The following is a 16,796-nucleotide window of genomic DNA, read 5'->3' as shown; positions in this document are numbered from 1 at the left end:
GGGCCATGTCATTGATATGGCCCGTTTTGCGTCCAGCGTCCGCACAGGGTAGGCTTCGCGCCGTCCCGACTCTCCCCGGCTTCACGTGAAAGGAACGAACATGCAACTCGGTATCATCGGACTCGGCCGCATGGGCGGCAATATCGCTCGTCGCTTGATGCGCAATGGCCACGAAGTGGTCGCCCATGATCGTGACGCGGCAATCGCCCAGTCACTGGTCGCCGACGGTGCGACGCACGTCGATAGCCTCGTGGAGCTGGTTAAGCAGCTCGAGGCCCCGCGCGCCGTCTGGGTCATGCTGCCGGCTGGCGAGATCACCGAGCAGACCATCGCCACGCTGGCCGAGCTGATGGAAGCCGGCGACACCATCATCGATGGCGGCAACACCTTCTACAAGGACGACATCCGCCGTGCTACGGCCCTCAAGCTGAAGGGCCTGAACTACGTCGATGTGGGCACTTCCGGCGGCGTATGGGGCCTGGAGCGCGGCTACTGCATGATGATCGGCGCCGAGAAGGCCGTGTTCGAGCATCTCGAGCCGCTGTTCGATACCCTCGCCCCGGGCTATGGCGATCTCGAGCGCACCAAGGGCCGCAACGCCCCGGACGAGCGCGCCGAGCGCGGCTATATCCACGCAGGCCCGGTCGGTGCCGGTCACTACGTGAAGATGGTCCACAACGGCATCGAGTACGGCCTGATGCAGGCCTACGCCGAGGGCTTCGAGCTGATGCAGAGCAAGGGCTCCGAGGACCTGCCGGAAGATCAGCGCTTCGACCTCAATCTGGCCGATATCGCCGAGGTGTGGCGTCGTGGCAGCGTGGTGTCTTCCTGGCTGCTCGACCTGACCGCCCAGGCACTGGCCGGGGATGCGCGTCTGGACCACTACAGCGGTGCCGTCTCCGACAGTGGCGAAGGCCGCTGGACCGTCGATGCCGCCGTCGAACAGGGTGTCGCCGTGCCAGTGCTGGCCAATGCGCTGTTCTCGCGCTTCAGCTCGCGCAAGGAGAACACCTATGCCAACCGCCTGCTGTCGGCGATGCGCTTCGGGTTCGGCGGTCATGTCGAGCCGCCCAAGAAGGACTGAGCGCCTGCTCTGACACGCCAGACGTGAAACGCCCCGCTCATGGAGATCATGAGCGGGGCGTTGTCGTTTGCGGGGCCTGCTGCCAGGGCGGTGGAGTGTCAGCCGCCCTTTCTGCCAGCCCTGTCAGCCCTGTCAGCCCTGTCAGCCCTGTCAGCCCTGTCAGCCATCTATAGCAGCCACTGGCGTTATCGGTCATCGCCATCCACCGGCGTCAACGTCATCTGTTGACCGCGCATGTTGATATCGAACTCCCCCAGGAAACTCATTCCCAGCAGCATCACCTCATCGTGCATGCCCGGCACGATGGCCCCGCGCACCTCGCGCTGGCTGAGCCCCGCCAGGCTGACGGTATCCAGTGTGGTCAATGCGCCGTGACTGACGCCATTGGCGGTGGTGAAGCGCGCATCCCGCCCGCGTGGCAACTGCAGGCGCTCGGCCAGCGCTTCGGACACCGAGACATAGGTGGCGCCGGTATCGAGCAGGAAGGTCACCGGCTCACCATTGATCGTGCCGGGGGCCACGAAGTGCCCAGAGCGATTGCGCGACAGCGCCAGTGGCTCTCCAGATGACAGCGACTGGCCAGCCAGCGAGGCATTGGGCCGGGTGCGCTCATCAAGCTGGCCCTGAAACCACCACACCAGCATGGCGAGAATCAGCGCCCAGCACACCACCAGCATGCCGACACCATAACGGCGGGTCGCGCCGCCCCCTGAATCACTCATCCACCACCACCCCGCAACAGCAGGCGCAAACCGACGGCGCACAGTGCGAAGCCGAGAACCAACGGCACCCCGATCAACCAACCGCGCGTCCCCGGCAGGCTGGCCTCATGTGGGGCATCGAGGCGATAGACCAGCGCCACGTTCTCCCCCACGGCGGGTGTCGGCGAGGGCACCGCCAGCGGCGAGATGATCTCGTGCCAGCCATCACGCTGATCCTGATAACGCACCACGGGCGCATACTGGATCGACTCGATATTGAAGCGCCCGCCCGGCGGCAGCCCCGCCATCGCCAGGGCCTCATCCTCGCTGAGCCTGCCGCCCTTGGGCAGATGGATCGGGCCACGCCCTTCGACGTGCAGCGTGCGGTCGTGGTTGATGACCTCGCCCATCACCTGTGCGCTGTTGCGGGAGAAGGACTGCGCCTGCTGCCAGCGATAGCCGCCGAGCAGCAGCAAGGCGATGCCGATGATGATCAATCCCCAGGTCAACGCCATGCGATGCCTCCTTGTGGTCGGTGCCATCATGCACGACGCGGTGCCGAGGTGCGGGCCTGGACGTGGTCGCTCACATCATGGGCAACGCCCTGCTCGTGTCCGCCGGCCGCTTCCAGCCTCGCGCTTAGCGCATCGAACTGACGCCAGCGCGCATGCGCCAGTGGCGTGACACCTTCGGCGTCCGCCAGATTGACGTCGGCACCGTGGGCCAGAAGCTGCTCGACGACCTGCTGATAGTCAACGCCGCCATCCCCCAGCAACACGGCCTCGATCAGCGCCGTCCAGCCGAGCGTATTCTGGTGATCGACGTCGACATCGGTCTCCTCGAGCAGCTGACGGCAGATATCGGCATGACCACGCTCACTGGCCGACATCAGTGCAGTGGAAGAGAAGCGATTGAGCACCGTCGCCGAGGCACCATGCGCCAGCAGCCGGCTCAGACAACGGCCATAGCCGAGCGCAGCGGCGGCCAGCAGGGGGGTATCGTGCAGGGCATCGGTCTGCTCGCAATCGGCGCCAGCGGCCAGCAGGGCCTCCACCGCCTCCGGCTGATTGGCCTGCACCGCGACCAGCAATGGCGTGCGCCCGCGATAATCCACGTCATTGACGCGCTCGTGCGCATCGGGAGCGGCCAATGCCTGTGCCAGGCCCTCCAGATCGCCATGCTGAGCACACATTGTCATGTCCTTCATCACCACCTCCTGACGCCCGGCAACGGATGCTGACTCTCTGACAGCCTATGCGATCCTGAGCGTGACCGTTAGCCCCACCAGCGTTCAATCGGCACCTTGAGCCTCACCGATCAGGCACGACGTGGCGAATGACAGGCAAAAAAAAGCGCTCCCGAAGGAGCGCCAGTTCGTCATCACCGCAGGGCGCGGCAGACGAGACTCAGAAACGAAGCCCGTCCAGCTGCCAGCCGGACATCGTCAGAATACGGTGTCGCCCTGGCCGTGCCCAATCATCTCTCGGGATGGCTGTGATAGGCCTTGACTATCAAGACAAGAGCGCCGATAAACGAACCGACGCCCTGTCACTCCGTCGGCTGCGCCCCGACCAGCGGGGAGCTCGGCAACCAGACGCGTGCCGCCAGCCCGCCCAGGCTGGAGCGCTCCAGTGCCAGCTCGCCCCCGTAGAGCGCCATCAGATCATCGACGATCGCCAGCCCCAGACCGGAACCTGAGCGCCCTTCATCAAGACGTGCCCCACGCCCCAGCGCGGCGGCGCCCTCTTCTTCATTCATGCCGGGGCCATCGTCCTCGATGATCAACAGCACGCCGCCATCGCGGGTCTCGCTGCTGACGCGGACCTGCTGGCGAGCCCATTGCAAGGCGTTCTCGAGCAGGTTGCCGACCATTTCCTGCAAATCCTGCGGGTCGACCCGCACGCTGGCGTCGTCCTCCAGCGCCAGACTGAGCGTGATGCCACGCCGACTCGCCAAGCGCCCGAGCCCCTCGAAGACCGGCCCCGCCGCCTCACGCAGGCTGATGCGCCCGCTGAGATGCGCGCCACCCGCGGCACTGGCACGCGCCAGGTGGTGGCGCACGGCTTCATCGATGCGCTTGAGCTCGGCGTCGATCCGCGCGCGGTCCTCGCCGTCAAAGCGCTCGGACTGCGCCTTGAGCACGCTGACCGGCGTCTTGAGGGCATGCGCCAGATTGCCGGCCGCCGCACGACCGCGCTCGATCAAGCGCTGATCACGCTCGAGCACGGCATTGATGGCGCGGGTCAGCTCGGTCAGCTCCGGCGGCAGGCGGGTCTCTTCCAGCCGTTCCGCCTCGCCATCGGCGACCTTCTTGAGGCGAGCCCGCAGGCGCCGCAGTGGCGCCAGCCCCCAGCTGATCTGCGCGGCAGAGCCGCACACCAAAAGCGATGCCAAGGCCACCAGCGCGCCCGCCAGCAGCCACTCGAAGCGCGCGACCTCGGCGTCGACCTCACTACGACTGGCCGCCACCATCACGTGCAGTGGCTGGTTGCGGCCGGGCAGACGAATATCACGCTCGAGGGAGCGCAGCACCTGATGGCGCGGGCCCTTGAGGTCACGGCTGATGATGACGCCCTTGTCCATGTCTTCCAGCGGCGGCAGGCGCTGGTCCCACAGCGAGCGCGACGTCAGCACATTGCCGTTGCGATCGGAAATCTGCCAGTACCAGCCCGAATAGGCCTGGTCGAAGCGTGGGTCGCCCAGCGAGCGTGTCAGGCCGGGGCGGCCCTTCTCGCGGTCGAACTGGATGGCGGCGATCAGCACCTTGGACAGCGACAGCAGGCGCTGGTCGAAGGCGGTGGTCACGGCGTCACGGAAGCTCCAGGCCAGACCGAGTCCGGTCAGCGGCATGACGATCAAGGCAATGACCAGCGAGCCGCCCAGCAAGCGGCGGCCGACGGACAGTGGCTTCATGCGTCGGGGCCATCCGTCGGCGCCTGTGTCTCGGCATCCGGATCACGCAGACGATAGCCACGCCCGCGCAGCGTCTCGATGCGCTCGGCACCCAGCTTGCGACGCAGACGGCTGATCTGCACGTCGATGACGTTGGAATCGGGTTCATGGTCGCGGTCATAGACATGCTCGACCAGTTCAGAACGGCTGACCACACCGGGCACGGCGTGCATCAGGTGCATCAGCAGACGCGTTTCCTGGGCGGTCAGCGACACGGGGCGCCCCGCCAGACTGACGGTACCGCCGTGGGTGTCACAGGCCAGATCGCCCAGCTTGAGCACGGGGTGGGCATGGCCGCGTGATCGACGCACCAGCGCCCGCAGACGGAAGATGACCTCGGCGGTCTCGAAGGGCTTGGTGACGTAATCATCGGCGCCGGCAGAGAAGCCGGCGGCCTTGTCAGACCAGCGCTCCCGCGCGGTCAGCACCAGCACCGGCACCTCGATGCCGGCTTCCCGCCACTGGGACAGCCAGCGGGTGCCGTCGCCGTCCGGCAGACCGAGATCCAGCACCACGGCATCGTAGCTCTCGGTCTGGATCAAAAAGTCGGCGTCTCCCCCGGTGGTGGCATGCTCGACCAGTACATCGGCTTCCTCCAGGCGCGCCATCAGTGCTTCGGCCAACGGCATGTCATCTTCAACCAGCAATATCTTCATCGATTCTCGGGCTCCTGACGCAAGCGGTGTTCTACCGGTGGCGCAATGGACAATGGCATTAGCATACCGTTCCTCAGGGCCGCCAGGCACCCTCGGCACCCTATCACGGCCTGCGCTGGCACTGCCTGGCCTGGCCCCTGCCTGCCGCGTCCTACTGACGCTCGGCCTCGGCATTGCCGCCGTCAGTCACGAGCGGCGTGTCGTCCGTCTCGGACAAGGGCGCGAACAAGGAACCGCTGCCAGCGCGACGCATGGCATCGAGATTGACGCCGCGCACCTCACGCAGACTGCCATCCGAGGCACGCACGGTGAATCTGGCCATCTGGCCCTGCGGCCCGAGCATCTCGACCTCATAGATCAGCTCGCCATGCGTCTCTTCGAGCTCCACCTCGACTACCTGCCCCAGCCAGTCACGCTCGAGGCTATCGAGCAGCTCGGACAACGAGATGACATGTCCGGCGGCGACTTCATCGTGCAGGCTGCGCCAGCGCTCGCTGTCACACAGCGCATGCGGCGGCAGTGCCAGCGCACCGACCAGCAGGCTCCCGAGCCCGAGGCACAGCCAGACATAGCATTGCCGCCATTGACTGCCACGCGCTGCAAGGGCGTCTGGCTGAGCCTTGTGGGGAGTCTGCATGAAGGGGAACCTCGTGAATGCCGGTGGGGCTGGTGTGCGCCCAAGGCGGGCGCTTGCGCGTGGCGCTCAATCTAGCAACGGAATGTGCAATCAAACCTGCGTTGGAACAACGCGGACCAACGCGATAGCAACCACTGCCCCTGTGATGCAGAGACTGACAGGAGGCAATGAACCTCAGATGAATTCACGTCTCAGCGTCGCGCAAGGTCGCCTGGCCCACAGTGAACGCCATGCCCAGCCATCCTTGAGGAGGGTGTCATGTCCCCATCAGCCGCGTCCCGTATTGCTCCCGTTCGTGAATCAGACTCCGCATCCCGGCAGCCGCCATCCTCGGCCACAGGCACCGCCCCGTCACGCTTCTGGCTCGCCAGCCGCGCAGTCCAGCACTGGCGACACGGCCTGGGCGTCAGCGCACTCGGCCTGATGCTGGGTTCGGCTCCCGCCTATGCCAACGGCATCGAGGACCTGCCGGTGCGCCATCAGCTGTCGGCGGCAGAACTCTCGACCGCAGGGCTCTCTGCAAATGGGCCCTCGACCAGCGATCACTCAGATGACGGCAAGGCGCACGCCACGCCCGGCGATGATGCGGAGGATAGCGCGCTGGACACGGCCGCCACCCGCGCAGCCGGTAAGCCTGCGACGGATATCTCTGACGCCGCAACTACTCAAGGGCTCGCGCCAGAGCTGCTCATGCAGATGATGATCCACGCCAGTCGCAAGGGCATGATGGAATTCAGCACGATGGATATCCGCGACGATCATGTTCAGTTCACGGGCTGGGGGCATAATGGATGGCAGATGGAACTGGCCATCAATCTCGCCGATGGAGAATTCATCAGCGAAGCGCTGCGCCAGAGTGATTCGGTGCCCGGCGACAAGGCCATCGATGGCGACAGCATGCGCCAGACCTTGAATTTTGCTGCTGTCGACGGCATCAAGAGTGTACGGAGCGTCGAAGTCGCTGCGCACGCCATCCAGATTCACGGGCGCGATGCGCAAGGCAGGCCGCAACGGATGACACTGAACATGCCGCTGCCGGGCAACGCTTTCAACCTCGCCGCCAGCGTGTCCATGAATCCGGATTATCGGCCGTGAACTGCTCGACCCGATTGACCAGCCGCCGTGCCTTGAAGTGGTTCAAGGGTTGAACCGACTCCCAGCGCTGGATCAACGCCGAAGCCGCTTGACGGCAACGATGCCAACTTCGATGCTGAACGAGTCAACCGGCCGCCCGATGCCATCAAACGCCTCATGCAAAAGTGCGTCGCATCGAGTCCCATTTCCCCATCCCCCGGCCCAGAGCACGAATGACAATTGCGCCGGGAGGGCAATACCCCTGTTTCCTGACCCGATATCCCCGACCACCCACTTTTACCTATCGGGTCATCCTCGCCCGGCCTGACGGCCCGGCTCTATCGTGGAGAAGACACATGCAAGGCCAACAGCACAACACACTGTGGAATCAGGCTCGCCAATGGCAGGCCAATGCAGGCAACCAACGCCCCTCCAATGGCCTGTCCGGCCTCAAGCTGGTCGCCGCCTGGCTGATCGGTGGTGTGGTCATGATCTTCAGCCTGTTCGCAGCGCTGGTGATGATGGTACTCGGCATCATCATGCTGCCCTTCATCCGCCGTCGCATGAAAAAGCGCATGAGCGAGATGCAACAGCGCATGCAGGAGGCTCAGGACAAGGCCAATGGCCGCCAGAACTACTCGCGTGATGCCACGCGTGAAGACGGCAGCAGCACCGAGACGCTGGACGGTGAATACCAGGTCAAGGAATAAGCCCTGACGCCAGAGACCGCTGAACGTCTCGCACTGGCCGTCTCGCCATGATTGTCTCGAATTGATCATCACGACGTTCGCCAAGAACACAAAGGCCGCCCCATGGGGCGGCCTTTTGCGTTGCAGCGTCCTGAAGCTGCCAAGGCAGACTCAGGCATCTGATCATCACACCCGATAGACGCTGGCCGTCATCACCTTGGACATCAGGCGCATGGCGCTCTTCAGCGGCCCCGGGAAGCGATGGCCACCGGCTTCCAGCGCCCACTGCTCATGATGGGCTTCGTCGATTTCCATCTGGCGCAATACGGCGCGTGAGCGCTGATCGCCCTCGGGCAGCGTCTGTTGGTGCTTCGACAGGTGCTCGCCGACCAGCTCTTCGGTCGCGGCCACGAACCCGAGGCTGACCTTGTCGTTGATGGCACCCGCTGCTGCCCCGAGGGCGAAGCTCGTCATGTAGAACAACGGATTGAGCAGGCTGGTATTGGCATCCAGCTCGACGAGTCGTGCATCGCACCAGGCCAGGTGGTCGATCTCTTCCTGGGCGGCCAGCTCCATCTGTGTGCGCGTTTCGGGCAGACGCGCCGTGAACCCCTGCCCCTGATAGAGCGCCTGGGCACACACCTCGCCGGTGTGATTGATGCGCATCAGGCCAGCGGCGTGCTGGCGCTCTTCATCGCTGATCGCTTCGTCATGGATGTCGCCCGCCGGAGAAGGGCGCGACGGCTGGGCGGCATGTGGTACCAGGGTACGCAGTACGGTGTCGAACTGATGGATCAACTGATCGGCGCGGCTGTGATGACGTTGCGCCGAAATGGCATCGGAATGCGGCATGGGAAGACTCCTGCACGGCGTGAGCAATGAGGCCATCTTACGCAAGCCAGCCCGCGACGGTAAGGGGCAGAGTGTCGCCGGGCGAGGCCTGCCCGGCCCTCTTGCGCTGTACCCTCCCCAACGAAAACCGGCAACGCCGTTTTCACGACATTGCCGGTATGCGCCTGTGTGCCGCGCGCTTGTTATCGCTAGCCGCTACCTGCCCGCGAACCGCCGGTACAGGCGCCTGCTCTATGCCGGCTCAGCCAGCCGGCCATGTGAAGCGGCGACCACCCATCAGGTGCATATGAATATGATAGACCGTCTGGCCGCCATCTTCATTGCAGTTCATCACCACGCGATAACCGCCCTCGGCAAAACCGTAGTCCTTCGCCAGTCTGGCGGCGGTGTACTGCAGGCGCCCTACCGTGGCCAGCTGATGCTCCTCGATATCGTTGAGCGTGGCGATGTGCTGCTTGGGGATGATCAACACATGGGTCGGGGCCTGCGGATTGATGTCATTGAAGGCCAGCACCTCATCATCTTCATAGACGATATCGGCGGGAATCTCGCGGTTGATGATCTTGCAGAACAGACAGTCCATGACACCTTCTCCCTTGAAGTGGGGCTGCCCACGGCAGCGTGGCCTGCCAGCGTAGCGCCAGCCGGGCAACAGGCCAAGGGCAGAGACAGGAATATGCGGGCCAGCTTGCGGACAGGACAATGTCGCCTTCAAGGAAACAGACTGATTCACCGCTGCCAGTGGGCGAATGAGGAAAACAGTAGGATAATTATTGTTATCCCGCTAACGAGAAGTCGCCCGTCATGTCCGTGTTCACTCGCCAAGATTCTTCCCTGCGCAAGGCCAACCACGAACTGGAGGCCGGCCTTGGCGCTCAGGGCGAGACACGACCGGCCACTGTCGGCGCCCCCGCCACTGAACGCGCAGCCCCCACGCGCGCCGAGAAGGCGCGGGCGGCGCTGCGTGCCGCGCCCAGGGTCACGCGTGTTGACGGCGAGCAGGCCCCGGGCGAGTTCCTGCAGCGTGCCAAGGGCTTTCTCAAGGCCGAGGTCTATATCACGCACCTCAATGGCCGGCCGGTGGTCTGCAAGGATTATCGCCGCTATGCCGGCACGCCGGCGGCATTGGTGGCACGCTGGCTGGTACGCCACGAACTGAAGATGCTAGAGCGTCTGGGCGACTGGGCACACGCCCCTCGCGCCGTGGCACGCCTGTCACCGCTGTCGCTGGCGATGGAGTACATCCCCGGTCCGCTGCTGAGTGATGCCGCCCTGGATGACGTGACGGATGCCCGCCTCAGTCAGCAGCTGATTCTCATCGTGCAGCAACTCCATCAGCGCCAGATGGCCCACAACGACATCCGTGGCTCCAACGTCGTGCTGCGCGATGGCGTGCCGGTCCTGATCGACTTCACCTCTGCCGTGCGCCTGCCACACCTGCCGGGCACAGCCAGCCTCGCGCGCATGATGCGCCGCTTCGATCTGCGTCACTCGCTGAAGCTCAAGCAACGCACCTTCGGCCTGCCGCTGAGCACCCGCGAGGCACGCCTGCTGATCCGCAGCGGCCGCCTGAATCGCACCCTGCGCATCTGGAAGAAAGGCATCCTGCCACGCCTCAAGGGCCGCAGGCACTGAGCCACCCCGAGCCCAGCCCCCTTCATGTCTCCCGCTAGCGGAACCGCCGCTGTGCCAGCAGGCTCTTGACCAATGGTGTGATGATCAATTCGATGGCCAGTGCCATCAACGCGCCGGGTACCACCAGCGTATGCGGGCGCGACATGAACGAGCCCTGGATCATCGCGAGCAGGAACGGGAAGTCGACACTGCCGGGATCACGGAAGTGGATCACGACCATCGACTCGGCGTCCGTCGGGATATCCTGCGGCTCGAAGGGGTTGGAAGTATCCACCGTCGGCACGCGCTGGAAGTTGATGTGCGTGCGTGAGAACTGCGGCTGGATGTAGCGCACGTAGTCATCCATGCGGCTCAGGATGGTGTCTACCACCGCTTCCTGGGAATGTCCGCGCAGCTTGGTGTCGCGATCGATCTTCTGGATCCACTCCAGATTCATGGTCGGTGCCACCCCGATCAGCAGATCGACATGACGCGCGATGTCATGCTCCGGCGTCACCAGCCCACCATGCAGCCCCTCGTAGAACAGCAGGTCCGTACAATCCGGCAGCGACTGCCATTCGGTGAAGGTGCCGACCTTGTAGCCGGCCTCGATCATGCGCTTGTCTTCGGCATGGATGTAATGACGATGCGTGCCGGAGCCCTGCTCGCCATATTCGACGAACAGCGCTTCCAGACGATCCAGCTGGTTGGCCTCGACCGCGAAGTGGGACAGCTCGCGCTTGCGCTCCGGCGCCTCCTGAAACATGCGCACCAGCTCGTCACGGGTATAACGGTGAAAGGCATCCCCGTCCACGTAGGCGGCATGAATCGCCTCACGCGAGAACATGCGCTCGAAGGTTCGCATGACAGTGGTGGTGCCCGCGCCGGAAGACCCCGTCACGGCGATGATCGGATATTCCCGCGACATCAGTTGGCTTCTCGGGACGACATGGCAGAGACGGCCTGCTCGATGGCGGCACTGGCGCGCGCGCTCGGTTCCGCCAGCCCCTGCTCGCCAGCGAACACCAGCCCGACGCGCAGCGTCGCCAGTACCGCGTCATCGCTGACACGCAGCAGACGGTGATGGACACCAAGCCCCTTGCCGGACACGCTGTCGATGGCCGTTTCCACCACGAGGGCGTCACCCAGCCGACCCTCGCCCTGATACTGCACGGCGAGATCCGCGACGATGCTCATCAGCCCATCGATGTTCCATTCGGGGAAGCCCAGCGCCTGCCAGGCTTGGCCCCGCGCCTCGTGCGCCAGGCTGACCACGCTGTCGTGGCCCAGGTGCTGGCCATAGTTGATGTCGCTGACCCGAATCGTCATCGGGTGGCGATGTAACAGGCGGGAAACCGGAAATTCAAGCCGGATGCGGTCCATGCAGACTCCTTGTCGGCGAGACAGGAAAAAGGTTCGGGGCGGACGGCGACGCCATCTTTCGACGCCGGTCAGCCTCAAGAAGGAATAGAGGATGACTAGGGTTATCGCATGCCCGGCACCGCCATGACCAGACCCCCACACGATGGTCGTAGGCGCTCAGGGCGTCGAGAGTCACCCCAACGACAAGACCCGGCCTGAGGCCGGGTCTTGTCGTGAAGCAGGCATGCCGCGGGGTGATGGCGCGTACGAGTCAGCGCTTTCAGCTATCGCCGCGCTCGCGAGCGATGGCACGCCAGGCGATGTCGCGACGCACCAGCATGTCCTGCCAACTGATAGCATCGACGCCTTCATAGGCACGCTCGGTGGCCGCCGCGACGCTGTCGCCCAGTGCGGTGACGCACAGCACGCGACCGCCGCTGGTGACGACCTGGCCGTCCTGCTCGGCGGTGCCGGCATGGAAGACCTTGCAACCGGTCGCTTCGGCAGCATCGAAGCCGCTGATGACATCGCCCTTGCGGTAGCTGGCCGGATAGCCGCCAGCTGCCAGCACCACGCCGACCGCCGCGCGGGAATCCCACTCGCAGGTCTGGGTGTCGAGACGCCCGTCTTCGGCAGCCAGACACAGCGCGACCAGATCGGACTTCAGACGCACCATGATCGGCTGGGTTTCCGGGTCACCGAAACGGCAGTTGTATTCGATGATCTTCGGCGCGCCCTGGGCATCGATCATCAGACCGGCATACAGGAAGCCGGTATAGGGGTGGCCTTCGGCTGCCATGCCACGCACGGTAGGCAGGATGATCTCATCCATCACGCGCTGGTGAACGTCAGCCGTCACCACCGGAGCCGGAGAGTAGGCCCCCATGCCGCCGGTGTTGGGGCCGGTATCGCCTTCGCCGACGCGCTTGTGATCCTGACTGGTGGCCATCGGCAGCACGTTCTCGCCGTCGACCATCACGATGAAGCTGGCTTCCTCGCCGTCGAGGAATTCCTCGATCACCACGCGTGCGCCGGCATCGCCGAAGGCGTTGTCCTCGAGCATGTCACGCACGGCGGCGCGAGCTTCCTCGTCGCTCATCGCGACCACGACCCCCTTGCCCGCCGCCAGGCCATCGGCCTTGATGACGATGGGTGCCGGATGTGCCGCCAGGTACTCAAGCGCCGCATCGACCTCCGCGAAGGTCGCGTAGTCGCCGGTCGGGATGGCATGACGCGCCAGGAAGTCCTTGGTGAAGGCCTTGGAGCCTTCCAGCTGGGCGGCACCGGCCGTCGGGCCGAAGCACTTGAGACCCGCTTCGCGGAAGCGATCGACCACGCCGATCACCAGCGGCGCTTCCGGGCCGACGATGGTCAGCTCGATGGCATTGTCACGCGCGAAGGCGACCAGCGCATCGAGATCGTCAGCGGCAATCGCCAGATTGGTCAGCTTGGACTCGCGCGCCGTCCCCGCATTGCCGGGCGCCACGAAGACCTCCTCGACACGGGATGACTGGGCGGCCTTCCAGGCCAGCGCATGTTCGCGGCCACCGCCGCCGATGATCAGGACCTTCATCTTTTCAACCTTCATGAGCCAGTGAGGATCAGGGCGACCCGCAGGGCGCGAGCTACCGAGGAAATATCAGGCTGCGCATTATGGCAGAAAGGGGCCCTGCTCGGGGCGCCCATTTCACATCACGATGAATTCATGTGAAAGCTGGATCTGACACGATGTCACACTCAGCGCCGCTCATCGTCCGGCGGTGTATCCGACTCATCAGGCGCCACATCCGCATCGCTCGGCCGTGAGCGTGAGGCGCTCTTGCCAGCGCCCATGCCGCCGCCCATGGCCTGCTGCCAGAAGCGCAGATTCTCCTCGGCGACCTCGCGCATCATCTCCATCGGCGAGTGACGCATGGCCTGGGACCACTGCTCCTGCATGCGCTGCTGCTGTTCCATCATCAGACGCGTGCCCTGCTCCAGATAACCGGCCAGCGGCAACGGCTTGGCCATCGCGTAGATGCGGATGAACTGCTCCAGCAGCTCGTTGGAGAAGACCTCGGCTTCGCCCTCGCCCTGCTCCTGCTCGATGATGATGGTCAGCAGGATGGTGCGCGTGAGGTCCTCACCGCTCTTGGCGTCCTCGACCTTGAAGACTTCTTCCGCCAGCACCAGGCTGCGCAGGTCTTCCAGGGTGACGTAGCGGCTCTGCTCGGTATCGTATAGGCGCCGATTGGCATATTTGCGGATCACTCGCACGTGTCAGGCTCCTGTCGATTTTTCTTCATTGTGCACTCAAGGGGGGGGACTGCAAGAAAAGGCGTCTCCACGCGTCAGCCATTGACGCCATGACAACGCTGTCCTCGTCGGGTCAGCAGACACGACATGCTAGAATAACGCCCGCTTGCCGCTGTCTGTAAGCGATGCATCCCGCCCTTCACTGCCCCGGTATTGCCATGAATCTGATTTTGCTCGGCGCTGACGACCTGACCGCTCAGGACCATGCACGTGTCACGGACCCACGCCGCCTGCGCCATCTGCGCGAGGTACACCGCGCCGCTGTCGGCGACGAGATGACGCTCGGCGTGGAGGGAGGGCTGATCGGTCGGGGCCGCCTGGAGCGGCTGGACGCGGACAGCGCCGAATTCAGCCTGACGCTGGACCGTCAGCCGCCGGCGCCACTCGACGTGCATCTGCTGCTGGCGCTGCCGCGCCCGCGCATGCTGGCACGCTCGCTGGAACACGTCACGGCATTGGGGGTGAAGCACATCACCCTGCTGCATACGCGGCGGGTCGAGAAGAGTTATTGGCAATCGCCGGAGCTCAAGGAAGGCAAGATTCGCCAGCATCTGGTGCTGGGACTGGAGCAGGCGCGTGACACCATCATGCCCACGGTGACCCACGAGAAACGGTTCAAACCCTTCGTGGAAGACCGCCTGCCGGCACTGATGATGCCATCATCAGGCACGACTCCGCGTGGCATCATCGCCCATCCGGGCATGCCGGATGAGTGCCCACGCGCCGTAGGCGAGCCGGTGGTTCTGGCCATCGGCCCGGAAGGCGGCTTCGTGGACTATGAGGTCGAGAAATTCATGGCGGCAGGCTTTGAAGGGGTGCATCTGGGCGAGCGCATCCTGCGCGTCGAGACAGCCGTGACGGCGCTATTGGCGCGCCTGGGCTGAAGAGCGACAGGTTGTAAAGAAGATCCGCCCGGGCCTGGCTCTGCTCGCACGACTCGCGCGATATCGACACCTCCTTACACATCGAAGCCCGCCAGATGCCGCCATTCTCCCCAATGGGTGGCGGCGTCGTAATCGAGCAGACAACGCTCGAACCAGCGCGCACCCAACCGCCAGTCGCCGCCGCCGTCCAGCCAGACGCCGGCCAGATACTTGCGCTCTGACCACGGCAACCAGCCTTCGCGTACCAGCACCTGCATGGCCTTGTCGGCCCGGGCATCGCCGGTTCGCCCTTCGCTCCAGCGCGCAAAGGCGGCGTCATTTGCGGCATCTTCCCGCAACGCAGCGCCATACCAGGCCGCGCGAGCCTCCTCATTCTTGTCACGCAGCATGCGCTGCCAGCATTCACGCTGCAGCACGATAGCCAGTAGCTGCCGATTGATCGCCTCATCACCCGCCTCGCGGCGGCGGGCATCCAGCACCTGCAGGATGCGGCGCGGACTGATGCAGCCCAGCGCCAGCCAGGCTGCCAGTGGCCATGCATCCGCCGGGCGCGCCATCAATTGCATAGCGTCCAGCGTCTTCCCCGCCTCCCGCTGGGGTGCCAGCCCCACCGGCACACCAGGGCCTTCGCCATCGACAGAGTGCGATCGCTGATAGGACGCCCCTTCGATCGAGTCCTCATCGCCGTTGCCGGCATCTCCCTTCGCCCAGGCCTTGCCCCATAGCAAGGTCGACAGGTATGCGCGGGCGGGCTCCTCGCCGCCCTGCAGCTCCGCAAGCCTGGCAGTCGCCGGCTGCCAGGCTTGCGCCGAGCCACAGATGGCATCCAGCGGCGGGAGGCCACGCGAGGCAGAATCGGGCCACGGCGGCAGGGAATAGGGCAGCCCCTGCAAGGGTGACTGCGCCTCGCACAGCGCGCGCCACTGCTCATCGTTCAGCCCCGTCGGCAAAGCCTCGCGCTGAGACAGAGCCTCGCGCTGAAGGCGGGCCTGCAAGGCACCGGGTACCGGCGTGAGCACAGCGGAAGGCGGCAGCATCAGGTCGGCGACGCCAGAATCAACACCACCACTGGCGTGCAGCACCTGCGAGGCAAGCGCGGCGCAGGTCGTCAGGGCGTCAAGATCACCTGAGGCGCCTGTATCAGTAGAGACCGTGTCACGCAGAGTGAGATCACTGGAGGGAGCCGCACGCTCGTCGACAACGCGGGACGCTTCATGCGCCATGCGCAGGCGAGCCGTCTCTTCGCGGGGGAGTCTGCCCGGCAGCTGGCGATCAAGCACTGGGCCATCCAGCAGCTGGCTGTCGAAGGCGATCTGGTCAGGGGGGTGACAGTGGAGGCGGGTCGAGGCCGGTAGACGCCGTGAGAGCTGCTGAAGGGCGCGGCTGTCTTCCGGCGCGGCGGTGAGGCTGACCTCCAGACACTGGACATCATGCTGGACAACCTGCGTCAGCACTTCCTCGACGGGGTCCCCGACGCGCACCAGCAGGTCACTGCCACGACGCAGCAGCATGCCACGCAGGTTCATCAGACTCTGCCACAGCAGACGCAGACGCGCTGGCCCCAGGCGTGGCAAGCCGTCGCTCGGTGTCAGCCAGCGACGGTCGAAGACATACATCACCAGCATCTGATACGGGCGACGTGACAGGGGCAGCGCAAACAGTGGGTTGTCTTCCAGCCGCAGGTCGTGACGCAGCCACACCAGAGAGGTTTCCGGTGCGTTGCCCGTATTCATGCTGGCGACCTCGTGCATGATGACTCCGTGGAACATATGGCGTGCAATATTTGTACAAGAAAATCGACATATTGTACAACGCTTCACAGGGTACATGTCGCGTTCCGCCGGGTCGGGCATGCGCTGGCGAGGGGTGCAAGTGCGTGATACATTCGAGAGGTTAGGTCATGTTCCATCAATGTTTTCAACAAGATCGCGCAAGTGTCTCCACTCGAACACACACTTGTCATCCAGGGGCTTCAGGAGGAATACGGCCATGCTCG

18 protein-coding genes are annotated in these 16,796 nt (G+C 64.6%); 5 read left to right on the top strand and 13 right to left on the bottom strand.

Translation table 11 applies throughout. From position 1 onward, the window contains the following. The first annotated feature begins 100 nt into the window (after positions 1-100). On the top strand, positions 101-1,084 hold the full coding sequence (gnd, locus tag AC5WNJ_RS01750; RefSeq protein WP_253062976.1) for a phosphogluconate dehydrogenase (NAD(+)-dependent, decarboxylating): 984 nt from the start codon (positions 101-103) through the stop codon (positions 1,082-1,084). A gap of 185 nt (positions 1,085-1,269) precedes the next feature. Here the strand turns inward: gnd and AC5WNJ_RS01745 are convergent, their stop codons facing one another. The 6 genes from AC5WNJ_RS01745 to AC5WNJ_RS01720 form a co-directional block, all read right to left on the bottom strand. After that, positions 1,270-1,806: a retropepsin-like aspartic protease family protein gene (locus tag AC5WNJ_RS01745; protein ID WP_253062974.1), complete on the bottom strand. Its 537-nt coding sequence runs from the start codon at positions 1,804-1,806 to the stop codon at positions 1,270-1,272. Continuing rightward, positions 1,803-2,300: a DUF3592 domain-containing protein gene (locus AC5WNJ_RS01740; RefSeq protein ID WP_176676060.1), complete on the bottom strand. Its 498-nt coding sequence runs from the start codon at positions 2,298-2,300 to the stop codon at positions 1,803-1,805. Before AC5WNJ_RS01740 ends, AC5WNJ_RS01745 begins: the two co-directional genes overlap by 4 nt. 26 nt (positions 2,301-2,326) lie before the next feature. Continuing rightward, on the bottom strand, positions 2,327-2,992 hold the full coding sequence (locus tag AC5WNJ_RS01735; RefSeq protein WP_253062972.1) for an ankyrin repeat domain-containing protein: 666 nt from the start codon (positions 2,990-2,992) through the stop codon (positions 2,327-2,329). 341 nt (positions 2,993-3,333) lie between these two features. After that, positions 3,334-4,698: a sensor histidine kinase gene (locus AC5WNJ_RS01730; RefSeq protein ID WP_131431216.1), complete on the bottom strand. Its 1,365-nt coding sequence runs from the start codon at positions 4,696-4,698 to the stop codon at positions 3,334-3,336. Next, the gene (locus tag AC5WNJ_RS01725) at positions 4,695-5,393 is read right to left on the bottom strand and encodes a response regulator transcription factor (RefSeq protein WP_253062970.1); all 699 of its coding nucleotides are present in this window, start codon (positions 5,391-5,393) and stop codon (positions 4,695-4,697) included. The genes AC5WNJ_RS01730 and AC5WNJ_RS01725 overlap by 4 nt, the downstream gene beginning before the upstream one ends. A gap of 151 nt (positions 5,394-5,544) precedes the next feature. Next, complete coding sequence (locus AC5WNJ_RS01720; protein WP_253062968.1) at positions 5,545-6,030, bottom strand: PepSY domain-containing protein; 486 nt, start codon at positions 6,028-6,030, stop codon at positions 5,545-5,547. Between the two features lie 258 nt (positions 6,031-6,288). Between AC5WNJ_RS01720 and AC5WNJ_RS01715 the strand changes: the two genes are divergently transcribed. Both AC5WNJ_RS01715 and AC5WNJ_RS01710 read left to right on the top strand, forming a co-directional pair. After that, positions 6,289-7,125 (top strand): hypothetical protein, encoded by an 837-nt coding sequence (locus tag AC5WNJ_RS01715; protein WP_253062966.1) that lies wholly within the window; start codon positions 6,289-6,291, stop codon positions 7,123-7,125. Positions 7,126-7,460: 335 nt separating this feature from the next. Beyond that, complete coding sequence (locus AC5WNJ_RS01710) at positions 7,461-7,814, top strand: hypothetical protein (protein WP_166019712.1); 354 nt, start codon at positions 7,461-7,463, stop codon at positions 7,812-7,814. Positions 7,815-7,979: 165 nt separating this feature from the next. On the opposite strand, the gene coq7 is transcribed toward AC5WNJ_RS01710, so the two are convergent. Both coq7 and AC5WNJ_RS01700 read right to left on the bottom strand, forming a co-directional pair. Then, positions 7,980-8,645 carry a 2-polyprenyl-3-methyl-6-methoxy-1,4-benzoquinone monooxygenase gene (coq7, locus tag AC5WNJ_RS01705; RefSeq protein WP_205700843.1) on the bottom strand — a complete coding sequence of 222 codons (666 nt, stop codon included), beginning with the start codon at positions 8,643-8,645 and terminating at the stop codon, positions 7,980-7,982. 241 nt (positions 8,646-8,886) lie between these two features. Beyond that, positions 8,887-9,228, bottom strand: a complete 342-nt coding sequence (locus tag AC5WNJ_RS01700; RefSeq protein WP_043334727.1) for a histidine triad nucleotide-binding protein — start codon at positions 9,226-9,228, stop codon at positions 8,887-8,889. A 221-nt stretch (positions 9,229-9,449) separates the two neighbouring features. On the opposite strand from AC5WNJ_RS01700, the gene AC5WNJ_RS01695 reads away from it, so the two are divergent. Then, on the top strand, positions 9,450-10,280 hold the full coding sequence (locus tag AC5WNJ_RS01695) for an RIO1 family regulatory kinase/ATPase domain-containing protein (protein ID WP_253062964.1): 831 nt from the start codon (positions 9,450-9,452) through the stop codon (positions 10,278-10,280). 34 nt (positions 10,281-10,314) lie between these two features. Here AC5WNJ_RS01695 and AC5WNJ_RS01690 read toward each other — a convergent pair whose 3' ends face one another. From AC5WNJ_RS01690 to phaR, 4 genes are all read right to left on the bottom strand, one after another. Continuing rightward, a complete protein-coding gene (locus tag AC5WNJ_RS01690) occupies positions 10,315-11,187 on the bottom strand; it encodes a phosphoribulokinase (RefSeq protein WP_043334728.1) in 873 nt (290 codons plus the stop codon). Further along, complete coding sequence (locus AC5WNJ_RS01685; protein WP_176676054.1) at positions 11,187-11,642, bottom strand: acyl-CoA thioesterase; 456 nt, start codon at positions 11,640-11,642, stop codon at positions 11,187-11,189. The genes AC5WNJ_RS01690 and AC5WNJ_RS01685 overlap by 1 nt, the downstream gene beginning before the upstream one ends. A gap of 259 nt (positions 11,643-11,901) precedes the next feature. Then, the gene (gene purD / locus AC5WNJ_RS01680) at positions 11,902-13,194 is read right to left on the bottom strand and encodes a phosphoribosylamine--glycine ligase (RefSeq protein ID WP_043334731.1); all 1,293 of its coding nucleotides are present in this window, start codon (positions 13,192-13,194) and stop codon (positions 11,902-11,904) included. A gap of 164 nt (positions 13,195-13,358) precedes the next feature. After that, positions 13,359-13,877: a polyhydroxyalkanoate synthesis repressor PhaR gene (phaR, locus tag AC5WNJ_RS01675; protein WP_253062962.1), complete on the bottom strand. Its 519-nt coding sequence runs from the start codon at positions 13,875-13,877 to the stop codon at positions 13,359-13,361. Positions 13,878-14,074: 197 nt separating this feature from the next. Here phaR and AC5WNJ_RS01670 point away from each other — a divergent pair, with 197 nt between their 5' ends. Beyond that, on the top strand, positions 14,075-14,800 hold the full coding sequence (locus AC5WNJ_RS01670) for a 16S rRNA (uracil(1498)-N(3))-methyltransferase (protein ID WP_253062952.1): 726 nt from the start codon (positions 14,075-14,077) through the stop codon (positions 14,798-14,800). 74 nt (positions 14,801-14,874) lie between these two features. Here the strand turns inward: AC5WNJ_RS01670 and AC5WNJ_RS01665 are convergent, their stop codons facing one another. Further along, entirely contained in the window at positions 14,875-16,551 is a 1,677-nt protein-coding gene (locus tag AC5WNJ_RS01665) for a deoxyribodipyrimidine photo-lyase (protein ID WP_495930350.1), read from the bottom strand. Between the last annotated feature and the right edge of the window lie 245 nt (positions 16,552-16,796).

The organism is Cobetia sp. PDI-23MA, from assembly GCF_059507735.1.
Note: the sequence above shows the minus strand (reverse complement) of the source record. Positions and strands in the feature narration are given on the sequence as shown.

What these genes read in the sequence shown, in the direction of transcription:
- gnd (WP_253062976.1), top strand. Translation starts at nt 101, where the DNA reads ATGCAACTCGGTATCATCGGACTCGGCCGCATGGGCGGCAATATCGCT.
- AC5WNJ_RS01745 (WP_253062974.1), bottom strand. Translation starts at nt 1,806, where the DNA reads ATGAGTGATTCAGGGGGCGGCGCGACCCGCCGTTATGGTGTCGGCATG.
- AC5WNJ_RS01740 (WP_176676060.1), bottom strand. Translation starts at nt 2,300, where the DNA reads ATGGCGTTGACCTGGGGATTGATCATCATCGGCATCGCCTTGCTGCTG.
- AC5WNJ_RS01735 (WP_253062972.1), bottom strand. Translation starts at nt 2,992, where the DNA reads ATGAAGGACATGACAATGTGTGCTCAGCATGGCGATCTGGAGGGCCTG.
- AC5WNJ_RS01730 (WP_131431216.1), bottom strand. Translation starts at nt 4,698, where the DNA reads ATGAAGCCACTGTCCGTCGGCCGCCGCTTGCTGGGCGGCTCGCTGGTC.
- AC5WNJ_RS01725 (WP_253062970.1), bottom strand. Translation starts at nt 5,393, where the DNA reads ATGAAGATATTGCTGGTTGAAGATGACATGCCGTTGGCCGAAGCACTG.
- AC5WNJ_RS01720 (WP_253062968.1), bottom strand. Translation starts at nt 6,030, where the DNA reads ATGCAGACTCCCCACAAGGCTCAGCCAGACGCCCTTGCAGCGCGTGGC.
- AC5WNJ_RS01715 (WP_253062966.1), top strand. Translation starts at nt 6,289, where the DNA reads ATGTCCCCATCAGCCGCGTCCCGTATTGCTCCCGTTCGTGAATCAGAC.
- AC5WNJ_RS01710 (WP_166019712.1), top strand. Translation starts at nt 7,461, where the DNA reads ATGCAAGGCCAACAGCACAACACACTGTGGAATCAGGCTCGCCAATGG.
- coq7 (WP_205700843.1), bottom strand. Translation starts at nt 8,645, where the DNA reads ATGCCGCATTCCGATGCCATTTCGGCGCAACGTCATCACAGCCGCGCC.
- AC5WNJ_RS01700 (WP_043334727.1), bottom strand. Translation starts at nt 9,228, where the DNA reads ATGGACTGTCTGTTCTGCAAGATCATCAACCGCGAGATTCCCGCCGAT.
- AC5WNJ_RS01695 (WP_253062964.1), top strand. Translation starts at nt 9,450, where the DNA reads ATGTCCGTGTTCACTCGCCAAGATTCTTCCCTGCGCAAGGCCAACCAC.
- AC5WNJ_RS01690 (WP_043334728.1), bottom strand. Translation starts at nt 11,187, where the DNA reads ATGTCGCGGGAATATCCGATCATCGCCGTGACGGGGTCTTCCGGCGCG.
- AC5WNJ_RS01685 (WP_176676054.1), bottom strand. Translation starts at nt 11,642, where the DNA reads ATGGACCGCATCCGGCTTGAATTTCCGGTTTCCCGCCTGTTACATCGC.
- purD (WP_043334731.1), bottom strand. Translation starts at nt 13,194, where the DNA reads ATGAAGGTCCTGATCATCGGCGGCGGTGGCCGCGAACATGCGCTGGCC.
- AC5WNJ_RS01670 (WP_253062952.1), top strand. Translation starts at nt 14,075, where the DNA reads ATGAATCTGATTTTGCTCGGCGCTGACGACCTGACCGCTCAGGACCAT.
- AC5WNJ_RS01665 (WP_495930350.1), bottom strand. Translation starts at nt 16,551, where the DNA reads ATGCACGAGGTCGCCAGCATGAATACGGGCAACGCACCGGAAACCTCT.